Annotated in this window: 16 protein-coding genes; 6 read left to right on the forward strand and 10 right to left on the reverse strand. The window is 72.1% G+C overall.

The window, feature by feature from the left end; all coding sequences use genetic code 11:
- Positions 1-11 precede the first annotated feature (11 nt).
- Positions 12-152, forward strand: coding sequence for a hypothetical protein (locus CSC66_RS04265; RefSeq protein WP_162376131.1), 141 nt, complete (start codon positions 12-14; stop codon positions 150-152).
- Here CSC66_RS04265 and CSC66_RS04270 read toward each other — a convergent pair whose 3' ends face one another.
- The 7 genes from CSC66_RS04270 to CSC66_RS04300 form a co-directional block, all read right to left on the reverse strand.
- Positions 153-500, reverse strand: a complete 348-nt coding sequence (locus tag CSC66_RS04270; RefSeq protein ID WP_162376132.1) for a lipid-A-disaccharide synthase N-terminal domain-containing protein — start codon at positions 498-500, stop codon at positions 153-155.
- A gap of 1 nt (position 501) precedes the next feature.
- Positions 502-1,224, reverse strand: a complete 723-nt coding sequence (locus tag CSC66_RS04275; protein ID WP_162376133.1) for a glycosyltransferase family 2 protein — start codon at positions 1,222-1,224, stop codon at positions 502-504.
- A gap of 31 nt (positions 1,225-1,255) precedes the next feature.
- The gene (locus CSC66_RS04280; protein ID WP_162376134.1) at positions 1,256-2,224 is read right to left on the reverse strand and encodes an NAD-dependent epimerase/dehydratase family protein; all 969 of its coding nucleotides are present in this window, start codon (positions 2,222-2,224) and stop codon (positions 1,256-1,258) included.
- Positions 2,225-2,307: 83 nt separating this feature from the next.
- Positions 2,308-3,228 (reverse strand): ParB/RepB/Spo0J family partition protein, encoded by a 921-nt coding sequence (locus CSC66_RS04285; RefSeq protein WP_162376135.1) that lies wholly within the window; start codon positions 3,226-3,228, stop codon positions 2,308-2,310.
- Positions 3,228-4,034 (reverse strand): ParA family protein, encoded by an 807-nt coding sequence (locus CSC66_RS04290; protein ID WP_162376136.1) that lies wholly within the window; start codon positions 4,032-4,034, stop codon positions 3,228-3,230. The genes CSC66_RS04285 and CSC66_RS04290 overlap by 1 nt, the downstream gene beginning before the upstream one ends.
- Before the next feature lie 58 nt (positions 4,035-4,092).
- A complete protein-coding gene (gene rsmG / locus CSC66_RS04295; RefSeq protein ID WP_162376137.1) occupies positions 4,093-4,731 on the reverse strand; it encodes a 16S rRNA (guanine(527)-N(7))-methyltransferase RsmG in 639 nt (212 codons plus the stop codon).
- Between the two features lie 233 nt (positions 4,732-4,964).
- Positions 4,965-5,570, reverse strand: a complete 606-nt coding sequence (locus CSC66_RS04300; protein ID WP_162376138.1) for a 4'-phosphopantetheinyl transferase family protein — start codon at positions 5,568-5,570, stop codon at positions 4,965-4,967.
- 126 nt (positions 5,571-5,696) lie between these two features.
- On the opposite strand from CSC66_RS04300, the gene CSC66_RS04305 reads away from it, so the two are divergent.
- Positions 5,697-5,948, forward strand: a complete 252-nt coding sequence (locus CSC66_RS04305; protein WP_162376139.1) for a GlsB/YeaQ/YmgE family stress response membrane protein — start codon at positions 5,697-5,699, stop codon at positions 5,946-5,948.
- 126 nt (positions 5,949-6,074) lie between these two features.
- Here CSC66_RS04305 and xth read toward each other — a convergent pair whose 3' ends face one another.
- Both xth and CSC66_RS04315 read right to left on the reverse strand, forming a co-directional pair.
- Complete coding sequence (gene xth, locus CSC66_RS04310; protein ID WP_162376140.1) at positions 6,075-6,845, reverse strand: exodeoxyribonuclease III; 771 nt, start codon at positions 6,843-6,845, stop codon at positions 6,075-6,077.
- 61 nt (positions 6,846-6,906) lie between these two features.
- Positions 6,907-8,442 carry a coniferyl aldehyde dehydrogenase gene (locus CSC66_RS04315; protein ID WP_162376141.1) on the reverse strand — a complete coding sequence of 512 codons (1,536 nt, stop codon included), beginning with the start codon at positions 8,440-8,442 and terminating at the stop codon, positions 6,907-6,909.
- Between the two features lie 48 nt (positions 8,443-8,490).
- Between CSC66_RS04315 and CSC66_RS04320 the strand changes: the two genes are divergently transcribed.
- Entirely contained in the window at positions 8,491-9,039 is a 549-nt protein-coding gene (locus CSC66_RS04320; protein ID WP_162376142.1) for a gamma carbonic anhydrase family protein, read from the forward strand.
- A 96-nt stretch (positions 9,040-9,135) separates the two neighbouring features.
- Here the strand turns inward: CSC66_RS04320 and CSC66_RS04325 are convergent, their stop codons facing one another.
- A complete protein-coding gene (locus tag CSC66_RS04325) occupies positions 9,136-9,402 on the reverse strand; it encodes a YkgJ family cysteine cluster protein (RefSeq protein WP_162376143.1) in 267 nt (88 codons plus the stop codon).
- Positions 9,403-9,542: 140 nt separating this feature from the next.
- Here CSC66_RS04325 and CSC66_RS04330 point away from each other — a divergent pair, with 140 nt between their 5' ends.
- The 3 genes from CSC66_RS04330 to CSC66_RS04340 are packed head-to-tail and all read left to right on the forward strand — an operon-like array spanning position 9,543 to position 11,854.
- Positions 9,543-10,223 (forward strand): RDD family protein, encoded by a 681-nt coding sequence (locus CSC66_RS04330; RefSeq protein ID WP_162376173.1) that lies wholly within the window; start codon positions 9,543-9,545, stop codon positions 10,221-10,223.
- A 25-nt stretch (positions 10,224-10,248) separates the two neighbouring features.
- Positions 10,249-11,259: a stage II sporulation protein M gene (locus CSC66_RS04335; protein WP_162376144.1), complete on the forward strand. Its 1,011-nt coding sequence runs from the start codon at positions 10,249-10,251 to the stop codon at positions 11,257-11,259.
- On the forward strand, positions 11,249-11,854 hold the full coding sequence (locus CSC66_RS04340) for a hypothetical protein (protein ID WP_162376145.1): 606 nt from the start codon (positions 11,249-11,251) through the stop codon (positions 11,852-11,854). The genes CSC66_RS04335 and CSC66_RS04340 overlap by 11 nt, the downstream gene beginning before the upstream one ends.
- Positions 11,855-11,950: the final 96 nt, after the last annotated feature.

The following is an 11,950-nucleotide window of genomic DNA, read 5'->3' on the forward strand; positions in this document are numbered from 1 at the left end:
GGGCCAACGAAATGCACCCCATACTGCGGGAAATCCTGCTCGAACCCGTCGGCTGGCTTGCCATCGGCGGCAGCCTGGTCATGTTCGGCCTGGGCATCGCCCTGGCGGTGTTCATCCGTCGCAAGGTGCGCGGTTCGCGCCGCGGCGACTAGCTAGTGCGTGCCGCGGTCGCGCCGCCAGCCGCGATGGCGGATGTCGAGCATGAGGTTGTACAGGGCGACGAAGGTCGGGAACAGGTTCTGCAGCACGCCCACCGAGTCCTGCTTCGCCGAGAACAGGAAGTAGCTCAGCGTCATCACGCTGCCGACCACGCTCATGTACCAGAACAGGCGCGGGATCACCGGCCGGCCGGCGCGCCGGGTGGCGACGAACTGCACCAGCCAGCGCGCACCGAACATCAACGCACCGGTATAGCCGATCAGCTTCCAGCCGGTGACGTGCAAGCCGCTCCAGGCCAGCCATTCCAGCTGCCGGTTCAGGTCGAACAGCCCTGCCTCCATCTCAGCGCTCCTCCACCGCCGTGCGGCGGCTGCGGGTGATCAGCCAGGCCACCCCGCGCAGGTCGCGGATGCCGACCAGCGCCCGGCCCAGGTTGTTGTACTTGGACACGCCGGTGGTGCGCGGCCGGTGCGCGACCGGCACGCTGACCGTCTTCCAGCCCGCGCGCTGGACCAGCGCCGGCAGGTAGCGGTGCATGTGGTCGAAGTACGGCAGGTCGAGGAACACCGCGCGTTCGAACAGCTTGATCCCGCAGCCGGTGTCGGGGGTGTCGTCGCGCAGCATCCGCGCGCGGATCGCGTTGGCCCAGCGGCTGGCCCAGCGCTTGGAGCCGGAGTCGCGCCGGTCCACGCGCCAGCCGGCGAACAGCTTGACCTCCGGCGCGGCGGCATCGCGGGCGGCCATCAGCTTCGGGATGTCGGCCGGGTCGTTCTGGCCGTCGCCGTCGAGGGTGGCGATCCACGCCCCGCGCGCGGCCTTGACCCCATTGCGCACGGCCGTGCTCTGCCCGCTCTGGCTGGCATGGTGCAGCACGCGCAGCTCCGGCACCTGCGCCTTGAGGGACTGCAGCACGGCGAGGGAGTCGTCCTTCGAATGGTCGTCGACATAGACGATCTCGAACGCGGCGCGGCCGCGCAGGGCGGCGACGATCTCGCCCACCAGCGGGGGGATGTTGTCGCGTTCGTTGAACACCGGGACGACGACGGAAAGCTCGGGTGGGTTCATGGCGTCGCTTGCGAAGGGGAGGGGATGTGGTTCAGGCCGCGTCGCCGAAGTAGTCGCGGCACCAGTGCACGACCGGCGGCAGGCCGGCTTCGATCGGGGTGCGCGGGTCGAAACCGAACGCCGCGTGCGCCCGCGAGGTGTCGGCCATGGTCTCGACCATGTCGCCGGGCTGCATCGGGCGGTACTCCTTGAGCGCGGGCCGGCCGGCCGCCTGTTCGATCACGGCGATGAAGCGCTCGAGCTCGACCGGCGTGTGGTTGCCGAGGTTGAACACCTCGTGCGGCACGCCTGCGCCGCCCGCCTGCCGGTCGAGCGCGCCCAGGATGCCGTCGACGATGTCGGAAACATGTGTGAAGTCGCGGCGCATGCGGCCGTGGTTGAACACCTCGATCGGCCGCCCGGCCAGCACCGCGCGCGAGAACAGCAGTGGCGCCATGTCCGGCCGGCCCCAGGGGCCGTACACGGTGAAGAAGCGCAGGCCGGTGGCGCGCAGCCCGTACAGCTGGGCGTAGGTGTAGGCCATCAGCTCGTTGGCGGCCTTGGTCGCCGCGTACAGCGAGCGTGGCCGGTCGATGCGCTGGTCCTCGGAGAACGGCGGGGTGGCCGAGTCGCCGTAAACCGAGCTGCTGGATGCGTAGACCAGGTGGGTGATGCCGCGGTGCCGGCACAGTTCGAGCACGTTGACGAAGCCGTCGAGGTTGCTGGCGACGTAGGCATGCGGGTTCTGCAGCGAATAACGCACGCCGGCCTGCGCGGCCAGGTGGACGACGCGGTCGGGGCGGACTTCGTCGAACAGCGCGGCCATGCCGTCGCGGTCGACCAGGTCGAGGTGGCGGATGTCCAGGCCCGGGCAGAGCGCGGCGACCCGGTCGCGCTTGAGCTGCGGATCGTAGTAATCGTTGTGGTTGTCCAGGCCGACCACACGCTCGCCGCGTGCGGCCAGGGCCTGGCAGGTGTAGGCGCCGATGAAGCCGGCGGCGCCTGTGACGAGGACGGTCATGGGGGAGCCCGTGGCAGCTGCCGGCATTGTCGCAAGCGCCGGATGAACAGGGAATCGCCCGTTGCGCCTGCGCTACACCGGGTTCAGCCCTGCCGCGGGCGCAGCCGTTCCAGCACGCCGTCGAGCGTATCCAGGTCGGTGTAGTGGATGACCAGCTTGCCCTTGCCGCCCTTGCCGTGGGCGATGGCGACCTTGGTGCCGAGCGATTCGGACAGCTCGGTCTCCAGCGTGGCGATGTCCGGCTGTTGCACACGCGCGGCGCCCGGCTTGCGCGCCGCGCCGCCGCCCGACGGCACCTTGCCGGCCGCGAACTGCTGGGCCCGGTGCTCGACCTCGCGCACCGACCAGCCGTTCTCGGCCGCCTCGTAGGCCAGCTTGCTGGCCAGTTCGGGCGACAGGGTCAGCAGGGCGCGGGCGTGGCCCATCTCCAGCCGGCGCGCCTCGACCAGGGCGCGGATCGCCGGCGGCAGGTCGAGCAGGCGCAGCAGGTTGGACACCGCCGCGCGCGAGCGGCCGACCGCGGCGGCGGCCTCGGCGTGGGTCAGCGAGAACTCGTCGATCAGCCGCTGCAGGGCCTGGGCCTCTTCCAGCGGGTTGAGGTCTTCGCGCTGGATGTTCTCGATCAGCGCCATGGCGATGACGGTGCGGTCGTCCAGCTCGCGCAGGACCACCGGCACCTCGCTCAGCCCGGCCAGCTGCGAGGCGCGCCAGCGGCGCTCGCCGGCGACGATCTCGTACTGGCCCGGCGCCAGCTCGCGCACCACGATCGGCTGGATCACGCCCTGGGCACGGATCGAGGCCGACAGCTCCTCGAGCTTGTCCGGGTCCATGTCCTTGCGCGGCTGGTACTTGCCCGGCTGCAGCTGCGCCACCGGCAGGGTGCGCAGCACGTCGCCCGGCTGCGGCTGCTCGACCTGCGCCGGCGCGGTGGCGGTGGCGGCGCCCTTCGGGCCGAGCAGCGCCTCCAGCCCGCGGCCCAGGCCGCGTTTCTTGGCCGTGCTCATCACGCCACCTCCGCCGGATGCGGGCGGCTGGCGCCGCGTTCGCGCTCGGTCTGGCGGCGGATCACCTCGCCGGCCAGGCCCAGGTAGGCCACGCCGCCGCGCGAGGCGGCGTCGTAGCCGACGATGCTCTGGCCATGGCTGGGCGCCTCGGCCAGGCGCACGTTGCGCGGCACGATGGTGCGGAACACGCGATCGCCGAAGTGGTCGGTCAATTCGGCCGACACGGCGTTGGCCAGGTTGTTGCGCACGTCGAACATGGTCCGCAGCACGCCTTCGATCTCCAGGCCCGGGTTGAGGCGCTGGCGCAGCGCCTCGATGGTCTCCATCAGCGCGCTCAGCCCCTCCAGTGCGTAGTACTCGCACTGCATCGGCACGATCACCGAGTCGGCGGCGGTCAGCGCATTGAGGGTCAGCAGCGACAGCGCCGGCGGGCAGTCGATGATGATGAAGTCATAGTCGCCGCGCAGCGGCTCCAGCGCTTCCTTGAGCTTCTGCTCGCGGCCGTCGAGCTCCATCAGCTGGATCTCGGCGGCGGTCAGGTCGATGTTGCCGGGCAGCAGGTCGAAGCCTTCGGCGGTGGTGACCCGGATCGAGCGCGCGTCGCGCTCGCCCAGCAGCACGTCGCAGGTCGAAGCGTCCAGTTCGCGCTTGTCCACCCCGCTGCCCATGGTCGCGTTGCCCTGGGCATCCAGGTCCACCAGCAGCACCCGCTTGGGCGCGCGGGCCAGGCCGGCGGCCAGGTTGACGGCCGTGGTGGTCTTGCCGACGCCGCCCTTCTGGTTGGCGATGGCGATGATGCGGGCCATGCGGGAGCTGCCTCGGTGCGGGACCGCCCAGGGTCCGGAACGGGCCATTATGCGGATTTCACGGCCCTCGTCCCACCTCGACCAGGTGCCGCTCCGCGCCCAGACCCGGCACGGCCAGCGGATGCACCGCCAGCGCGGTCCAGCCGGGCGGCAACGCGGCGATTTCCTCGACCGGGTTCACGCCTTTCATCGCCAGCAGGCGTCCGCCGGGGGCCAGCAGGTGCCCGCCGACCTCGAGGATCCCGGCCAGGGTGTCCATCGCGCGGGCGGTGATCTGGGCGTAGGCGCCCGGCTCGTCGACCGCCTCGGCGCGCGCTTCGGCGACCCGGGCATTGCCGAGCTTGAGCTGACGCACCGCCTCGCGCAGGAACCGGGCCTTCTTGCCGTTGCTCTCCACCAGGGTGACCTGCACATCGGCGCGGGCGATCGCCAGCGGAATGCCCGGCAGGCCCGGCCCGGTGCCCAGGTCGGCGAGCGCGCCGGGCTGCACGTAAGGCTGCATCGCCAGCGAATCGAGCAGGTGGCGGACGACCATCTCGTCCGGATCGCGGATCGCGGTGAGGTTGTAGGTGCGGTTCCAGCGCAGCAGCAGCGCCAGGTAGTCGAGCAGCGGCACGGCCAGTGCGCGGTCCAGGCCCAGCGTGGCCAGGCCATCGTCCAGGCGCTGGCGCAGGGCGGGGGAGAAGGGGGTGTCCATGGGAGGAAGTATCGCCGATGGCCTGCGTTGGCCGGAGCGCGTCCTGCACGAAGCTCGATCGCCACCGGCGACCCGACGCCCCGCGCCGGCGGCTGCGCCGGAATTTCCGCTTCGGCTGCGGGCGGCTCGACGCGCCGGCTGCAGCCCATGGCAAGTTGCGAAAGCTGGCCACGCAAGGGGCCCCTGGACCGTCGGGCTTCCGGCGGAAAAGGGTCGCCGATGGAGACTGGCTCCTACGGGGAGCGCGGGCGCCAGGCGAGGGCGGCGCGGTAGCCCGGCTGCGGCTCCCACTCCTGCAGTTGCCAGTGCGCCGGGTCGCCCAGTGCCGGATCGCACGCCAGCAGGCGCAGCGGCGCTTCGACGGAGTCGTCGGCGCCGCTGAATTCCAGCCGGTGCAGTCCGAACGCCAGGCCGCGGCCGTGCGCCTTGAGCAGCGCCTCCTTGGCGCACCACAGGCGCAGGAATGCGGCCTCGCGCACGGCCGGCGCGAGTGCCTGCAACCGCCGGGCCTCGGCCGGCGCGAAGAAGCGCGTCGCCAGTTCCAGGGCGCGCGGGCGCGGGCGCAAGCGCTCCAGGTCCACGCCCAGGACCACGTCGCGTCCCACCGCCAGCAGCAGCTGCTCGCCACTGTGGCTCCAGCCGGCATCGCGGTCCTGGTACGGCGCCAGCAAGCGCGGCCGTCCCCATTCATCGCGTGCCAGTGGCGGCGGTGCCTGTGGATCGCCCAGCCAGCGCGCGAGCCGGTCGCGCACCTGCGGCTCGCCGCGCAGGCCCGGTACGTGCGGCAGTGCCATCACGTCCACCGGGCCGAACCGCCACTGCTGCGTTTCCGGCTGCATGCTCAGCGGCCCCGGCCGATGCCCGCGCACGGATATACGGTCGCTTCACGCCCCCGCGCGTCTGATGTCCCGGCACATCCTGCGAGGCGGGATGGATTCCGTGGAAAAACCGAGGAGAGCGAGAGCATGGGTATCATCATCTGGTTGATCGTGGGCGGCATCGTCGGCTGGCTGGCCAGCCTGCTCATGAGGCGCGACGCACAGCAGGGCATCCTGCTCAACATCGTGGTGGGCATCGTCGGCGCGGTGCTGGCCGGCTGGATTTTCGGTGGCGGCATCAACGAGGCCATCACCATCCGTACTTTCCTGTTCTCGATCGTCGGTGCGGTCATCCTGCTGGCGATCGTCAACCTGTTCACGCGCGGCCGGGTGCGCTGAGGCCAATACCGGACAGGGGATGGCGGGGCCCGGCTTGCCGGGCCTCCGCTTTTACAGCGGCCCGACGCCTCGTGCGAAGGGCCCGTTCCACCGGCGCCGCCCGGTGCCACTCCACCCCGCGCGCGCTCACCGCGCCAGCTCGATCCAGGCTGGGGCATGGTCGCTGGGACGCTCCCAGGTCCGCGGTTCGCGATCGATCCCGGCCGCCGCGAGCTGCGGCCGCAGGGCCTCCGACACCAGGGTCAGGTCGATGCGCAGGCCCAGGTTGCGACGGAAGGCGGCCTGCCGGTAATCCCACCAGCTGAACACCCCGCCCTCCTCGTGCAGCAGGCGGTAGCCGTCGTGCAGGCCGGTGGCGAGCAGGTCGGCCAGCGCGGCGCGCTCGGGCGCCGAGGTGAGGATGTGGGTGTCGTTCCACACCGCCGGGTCGTGCACGTCGCGTTCGTCCGGGGCGATGTTGAAATCGCCCAGCACCACCAGCCGCGGATGCGCGCGCGCTTCCTCGCGCAGCCAGGCGTGCACCGCGGCCAGCCACTGCAGCTTCAGCTCGTACTTCTCGGTGCCGACGTCCTGGCCATTGACCACGTACAGGTTGACGATGCGCAGGTCGCCGATCGTGGCGCTGATCGCCCGCCGGTGCTCGTGCTCGAAGCCGGGCACGCCGACGACGACGTCGCGCGGTTCCTCGCGCGACAGGATCGCCACGCCGTTGTAGGTCTTCTGGCCTGAGAACACGCTGCGGTAGCCGAGCCCGGCCAGCGCCGTGTCCGGAAACTTGTGGTCCTCGAGCTTGGTTTCCTGCAGCCCCACCACGTCGGGGCCGAACGCGCGCAGCCACTGTTCCAGGTGCGGCAGGCGCACGTTGAGCGAATTGACGTTCCAGCTGGCGATCTTCATGGAGCCGATGCGCGTGGGGTCGGGCGCATAGCATAGCCCCGCGCCCGCACGCGGCGCCGGCTCAGCGCAGCAGCAGGTCGATCATCCGGCGGATGCGCGGATACGGCGGGTGCAGCAGGTCGGTGGCGCTGCGCCGAGCCTGCCACAGCACCGGCACGGCCTTGGTCATCGCATCGAAGCCGGCGCGGCCGTGGTAGGCGCCCATGCCGCTGGCGCCGACGCCGCCGAAGGGCAGGTTCTCGGCGGCGAAGTGCAGCAGCGTGTCGTTGACGGTCACGCCGCCGGCCACGGTGGCGCGCAGGATCGCCTCGACCTGGCCGCGGTCGTGGCTGAAGGGATACAGCGCCAGCGGCCGGTCGCGCGCGTTGATGAAAGCGATCGCCGCGTCGAGCGAATCCACGCAGCGCAGCGGCAGGACCGGGCCGAAGATCTCCTCGCGCATCAGCGCCAGGTCGTCGGGCGGATCGAGCACCAGCACCGGCGCGAACAGGCGCTGCGCCGGGTCGTGCAGGTCGGCCAGCGGCAGCACCTCGCAGCCGCGCGCGCGGGCCTCGTCGAGATAGCCCTGCAGCCGGGCGAACTGGCCGTCGTTGATGATGCGGCTGTAGTCGCGCGCGCCGTCGCCCAGGCCGCCGTAGCGCTCGGCGACCTGCGTCCGCAGTTCGCGCACCAGCGCATCGCGCCGTTCCGGTCCGACCAGCAGGACGTAGTCGGGCGCGATGCAGGTCTGCCCGGCGTTGAACCACTTGCCCGTGGCCAGGCGCGCGGCAGCGCGGTCGAGCGGATAGTCGGCGCAGACGATCGCCGGCGACTTGCCGCCCAGCTCCAGGGTGAGCGGGGTCAGGTTCGCCGCGGCGGCGGCCATGACCTTGCGTCCGACCGCGGTGGAGCCGGTGAACACCAGGTGGTCGAACGGCAGCGCGGCGAACGCACCGGCCAGGTCGGCACCGCCCTCGGCCACGGCCACGCGCGAGGCCGGAAAGACCTCGGCCAGCAGCGAATGCAGGAAGCGGGTGGTGCGCGGCGTATGTTCGGAGGGCTTGAGGAACACGTGGTTGCCGGCGGCGATCGCGGTGGCCAGCGGGATCAGCGCCAGGTTGACCGGGTAGTTCCACGGCGAAATCACCCCGACCACGCCCAGTGGCATGGGGCGCAGCTGCGCGCGCGCCGGCCACAGCCGCCAGCCGGCGCCGACCCGGCGCGGCTTCATCCAGCCGCGCAGGTGCCCGAGCAGGTGGTCGATGGCCGTCAGCACGGTCATGCCGTCGGCGAGCAGGCTTTCGTCGTGCGAGCGGTGGCCGAAGTCGGCCGCGACCGCCTCGGCCATTTCCGTCAGGCGCCGCTTGAGCGCGGCGCGCAACCGGCGCAGGTCGTCGCGACGCTGCGCGTAGCCGGGCGGGTGGGCCTGCCAGGCCTCGCGCAGCTGCCGCAACGCGGGCCGAAGGGCGTCGACGGAGGTCACCGGCTCCTGCTGCGGCCCGCCATCGCCGCCGTCGCCGACGGCGCGCCCGGTGGCGGTAGCCGCCGTGATCGCGGCGTTGGCTGCGGTGATCGCCGCGTTCGCGGCGGCGGTGGCGGCAGTGGCGGAGGTCGTCATCGCCGCAGTCTACGGCCAGCCATGGAGGGGAATTCAATACAATGGGCCATGGCCGGATTCCCCCCCTTGCGACCCTATCTCGACCAGGCCCCACGCCTGGGCGCGCGTGTCTACGTCGACCCCGCCGCCACCGTCATCGGCGACGTCGAACTGGCCGACGATGCCTCGGTCTGGCCGGGCTGCGTGCTGCGCGGCGACGTCAACTACATCCGCGTCGGCGAACGCACCAACATCCAGGACGGCACCATCGTCCACGTCAGCCACCACAGCCCGTTCAACCGGGCCGGGCATCCGACCCTGATCGGCGCCGACGTCACCGTCGGCCACGGCACGATCATCCATGCGTGCACGATCGAGGACCTGTGCCTGGTCGGCATGGGCGCCTGCATCCTCGATGGCGCCACGGTGAAGAAATACGGCTTCGTCGGCGCCGGCGCGGTGGTGGGCCCCGGCAAGGTGGTCGGCGAGGCAGAGCTGTGGCTGGGCAACCCGGCCCGTTTCGCCCGCAAGCTGAGCGACCGCGAGATCGAAAGCCTGCACTACTCGGCCGCGCACTACGTGCGGCTCAAGGATCGCTACCTGGGCATCGGCGACTGACCGTCCGGCGCGGGCTGCCGGCGTCTGGCGGTACCGAGCTGCGACTGCCGGTCCGATCGGCTGCAGGCTGCCGACGCAGCGCGTTGCCTGTTCCGCTCAGGGCGCAGTCGCCGCTTCCAGCGCGGCCAGGATCGCCATCGCCGCCTCGCGGCTGCCGCCGCACATCTCCGGGCCCGGTCGCAGCGACGCGCAGAACGCGGGACGTTCCGGGCGGCCGAACAGCCGGCAGCGCAATGCCTCGTCCAGCTGCACGCAGGGCACGCCCGCCGGCTTGCCCTGGGGCATGCCGGGAATGGGCGAGTTGATCGAGGGCGCCGTGCAGCAGGCGGCGCAGCCGCTGCGGCAGGCCGGTGGGGTGTCCATGGCGCACAGTCTATGCGCTGGGCAAGCGGGTGGCCGGGCCGCTAAAGTCGCGACCGGGGAGAACGACGAGGGAACGCATGCCGCTACAGGCCGTTGCCGGGCACGGGGGTGTGCAGGCCACCGCGTCGCCGGCCGTCGCCATGCTGGACACGTACCGCGAGGTGCTCACGCCCGAGGGCGTGGTCCTGCACCTGCCGGCCGCCGGGCCGGTGCCGCGCGCGCTGGCCTGGCTGATCGACCTGTTGCTGCGCGGGGCCATCCTGCTGGCGCTGTCGATGGTGCTCGGCGCGCTGGGCGGACTGGGCGGAGGGCTGTACCTGGTCGCGCTGTTCCTGGTGTTCTGGGCCTATCCGATCGTGCTGGAGGCGGCCTGGCACGGCCAGACCCCGGGCAAGCGCGCGCTGGGCCTGCGCGTGGTCGCCGGCGACGGCGCACCGGTGGGCTGGCTGCCGGCGGTGGTGCGCAACCTGATGCGGACGGTGGACATGCTGCCGTTCGCCTACGCCACCGGCCTGGTCGCCTGCCTGTGCGACCGCCATGGCCGGCGCCTGGGTGACCTGGTCGCCGACACGCTGGTCGTGCACGTGGCGCCGAGGCGCATCGATCCGGTGCTGCCGCCGGTGCCGCCGCAGGCGCCGGGCCAGTCGCTGTTGCCCGACGAACAGGCGGCGATCGTCGCCTTCGGCGAGCGTGCACCGCGGCTGTCGGCCGCGCGCCAGGCCGAGCTGGCCGCGTTGCTGCAACCGCTGACCGGCACCGCCGGCGGCGAGGGCGTGCGCCGCCTTTACGGGATCGCGAACTGGCTGCTGGGGCGCCGCTGATGTCGCCTCGAAGCGGAGCGGACCGGTGAAGCAGGAGCAGTTCGTCGTCCGCCACCGGGCCGAGTGGGACGCCTTCGAGCTGTGGCTGCAGGCGCATGGCGACGGTGGCCGCCGCCGGCCCGGCACGGCCCCGGTCGGACTGGACGACGGCGAGGTGCCGGCGCGTTACCGGCGGCTGTGCCAGCAACTGGCGCTGGCGCGGCGCCGCGGCTACAGCACGCCGCTGCTGGAGCGGCTGCAGGGCCTGATGCAGCGCGGCCACGCCGTGCTCTACCGCGCGCGGCCGCCACGCTGGCGTCGCGCCGCCGAATTCCTGGTCGCCGGCTTCCCGCAGCTGGTGCGCAGCCAGGCCGGCTGCATGTGGGCTTCGCTGGCGCTGTTCGCGCTGCCCCTGGTCGGGCTGTTCGTGCTGCTGCAGTGGCGGCCGGAACTGGTCCACCACGTGCTCGACCCGCGCCAGATCGCGCAGATCGAGGCCATGTACGACCCCGCGGACGCGCGCCACGCGCTGGGCCGGGACGCCGGCAGCGACTGGCAGATGTTCGGGCACTACGTGATGAACAACATCAGCATCGGCCTGCGCACCTTTGCCGGTGGGCTGCTGGCCGGGGTCGGCACGATCCTGGTGCTGATCGCCAATGGCGTGAACATCGGTGCGGTGGCCGGCCACCTGCAGGCGATCGGGCACGGTGATCCGTTCTGGCGCTTCGTCGCCGGGCACGCGCCGCTGGAGCTGACCGCGATCGTGATCGCCGGAGGCGCCGGCCTGCGCCTGGGCCTGGGCCTGGTCGCGCCGGGGCGGCGCCGGCGCCGCGACGCGCTGGTGCACGCCGGCCGCATCGGCGCGCGCCTGTGCCTGGGAATCACGGTGATGCTGCTGCTGGCCGCGTTCGTCGAGGCGTTCTGGTCCTCGACCCAGTCGGTCCCGGCCTGGGGCAAGTACGCCGTGTCGGCGGTGCTGTGGCTGGCGGTGATCGGCTGGCTGTGGCGCGGCGGCCAGGGCGCGCCCCCGGGGGAGGACGCCGATGCGCCCTGAAGACCTCGACGTCGCCTTGCGCCCGCGCTCCCCGTGGGAAGCGATGGAACTGGGCACCGCGCTGCTGCGCCGCCACGCCGGCGCGATCTGGCGGCCGTGGCTGCTGGCCACGCTGCCGGTGCTGGCGCTGCTCAACGCGCTGGCCTGGTGGACGGACCTGTTCTGGCTGGCGGCGGTGCTGCTGTGGTGGCTCAAGCCGGCGTTCGACCGCATCCCGCTGTACGTGCTCTCGCGCGGCGTGTTCGGCACCAGCCCCACCACCGCGCAGGTCCTGCGCGCGCAGTGGCGGTTCGGTCGCGGCGCGCTGGCAAGCTACCTGCTGTGGCGCCGGTTCTCGCTGGCCCGCTCGCTGCTGATGCCGGTGGACATGCTCGAAGGCACCGCCGCCGCGCAACGCCGTGCGCGCCGGCGCGTGGTCGGCGGTCCCGCCTACGCGCAGGGCGCGCTGCTGACCTGGACCTGCTGGCTGTTCGAGTTCGCGCTGACCCTGGGCGTGCTGGCGGCGGTGTTCATCGCCATTCCCGCCGACCTGCTGCCCGACTCGGTGCGCTCGTTCTGGCGGGTTGACCTGCCGGGTGATTTTCGGACCAGTTGAAAGTTGAGAGGATGGCTCCCGACAGAGCGAGGAGCCCATGCGCAAGTCCCGATTCACCGAAGACCAGATGGTCAAGATCCTCCGCGAGGCCGACAA

It is taken from the genome of Pseudoxanthomonas kaohsiungensis (assembly GCF_010211765.1).
Classification (GTDB): domain Bacteria; phylum Pseudomonadota; class Gammaproteobacteria; order Xanthomonadales; family Xanthomonadaceae; genus Pseudoxanthomonas; species Pseudoxanthomonas kaohsiungensis.

Bases quoted from the DNA above. Each gene is read 5' to 3' on its own strand.
- CSC66_RS04305 (WP_162376139.1), top strand. From the start codon at position 5,697: ATGGGTATCATCATCTGGTTGATCGTGGGCGGCATCGTCGGCTGGCTG.
- CSC66_RS04265 (WP_162376131.1), top strand. From the start codon at position 12: ATGCACCCCATACTGCGGGAAATCCTGCTCGAACCCGTCGGCTGGCTT.
- CSC66_RS04270 (WP_162376132.1), bottom strand. From the start codon at position 500: ATGGAGGCAGGGCTGTTCGACCTGAACCGGCAGCTGGAATGGCTGGCC.
- CSC66_RS04300 (WP_162376138.1), bottom strand. From the start codon at position 5,570: ATGCAGCCGGAAACGCAGCAGTGGCGGTTCGGCCCGGTGGACGTGATG.
- CSC66_RS04280 (WP_162376134.1), bottom strand. From the start codon at position 2,224: ATGACCGTCCTCGTCACAGGCGCCGCCGGCTTCATCGGCGCCTACACC.
- xth (WP_162376140.1), bottom strand. From the start codon at position 6,845: ATGAAGATCGCCAGCTGGAACGTCAATTCGCTCAACGTGCGCCTGCCG.
- CSC66_RS04340 (WP_162376145.1), top strand. From the start codon at position 11,249: ATGCGCCCTGAAGACCTCGACGTCGCCTTGCGCCCGCGCTCCCCGTGG.
- CSC66_RS04290 (WP_162376136.1), bottom strand. From the start codon at position 4,034: ATGGCCCGCATCATCGCCATCGCCAACCAGAAGGGCGGCGTCGGCAAG.
- CSC66_RS04285 (WP_162376135.1), bottom strand. From the start codon at position 3,228: ATGAGCACGGCCAAGAAACGCGGCCTGGGCCGCGGGCTGGAGGCGCTG.
- rsmG (WP_162376137.1), bottom strand. From the start codon at position 4,731: ATGGACACCCCCTTCTCCCCCGCCCTGCGCCAGCGCCTGGACGATGGC.
- CSC66_RS04320 (WP_162376142.1), top strand. From the start codon at position 8,491: ATGGCCGGATTCCCCCCCTTGCGACCCTATCTCGACCAGGCCCCACGC.
- CSC66_RS04315 (WP_162376141.1), bottom strand. From the start codon at position 8,442: ATGACGACCTCCGCCACTGCCGCCACCGCCGCCGCGAACGCGGCGATC.
- CSC66_RS04325 (WP_162376143.1), bottom strand. From the start codon at position 9,402: ATGGACACCCCACCGGCCTGCCGCAGCGGCTGCGCCGCCTGCTGCACG.
- CSC66_RS04330 (WP_162376173.1), top strand. From the start codon at position 9,543: ATGCTGGACACGTACCGCGAGGTGCTCACGCCCGAGGGCGTGGTCCTG.
- CSC66_RS04275 (WP_162376133.1), bottom strand. From the start codon at position 1,224: ATGAACCCACCCGAGCTTTCCGTCGTCGTCCCGGTGTTCAACGAACGC.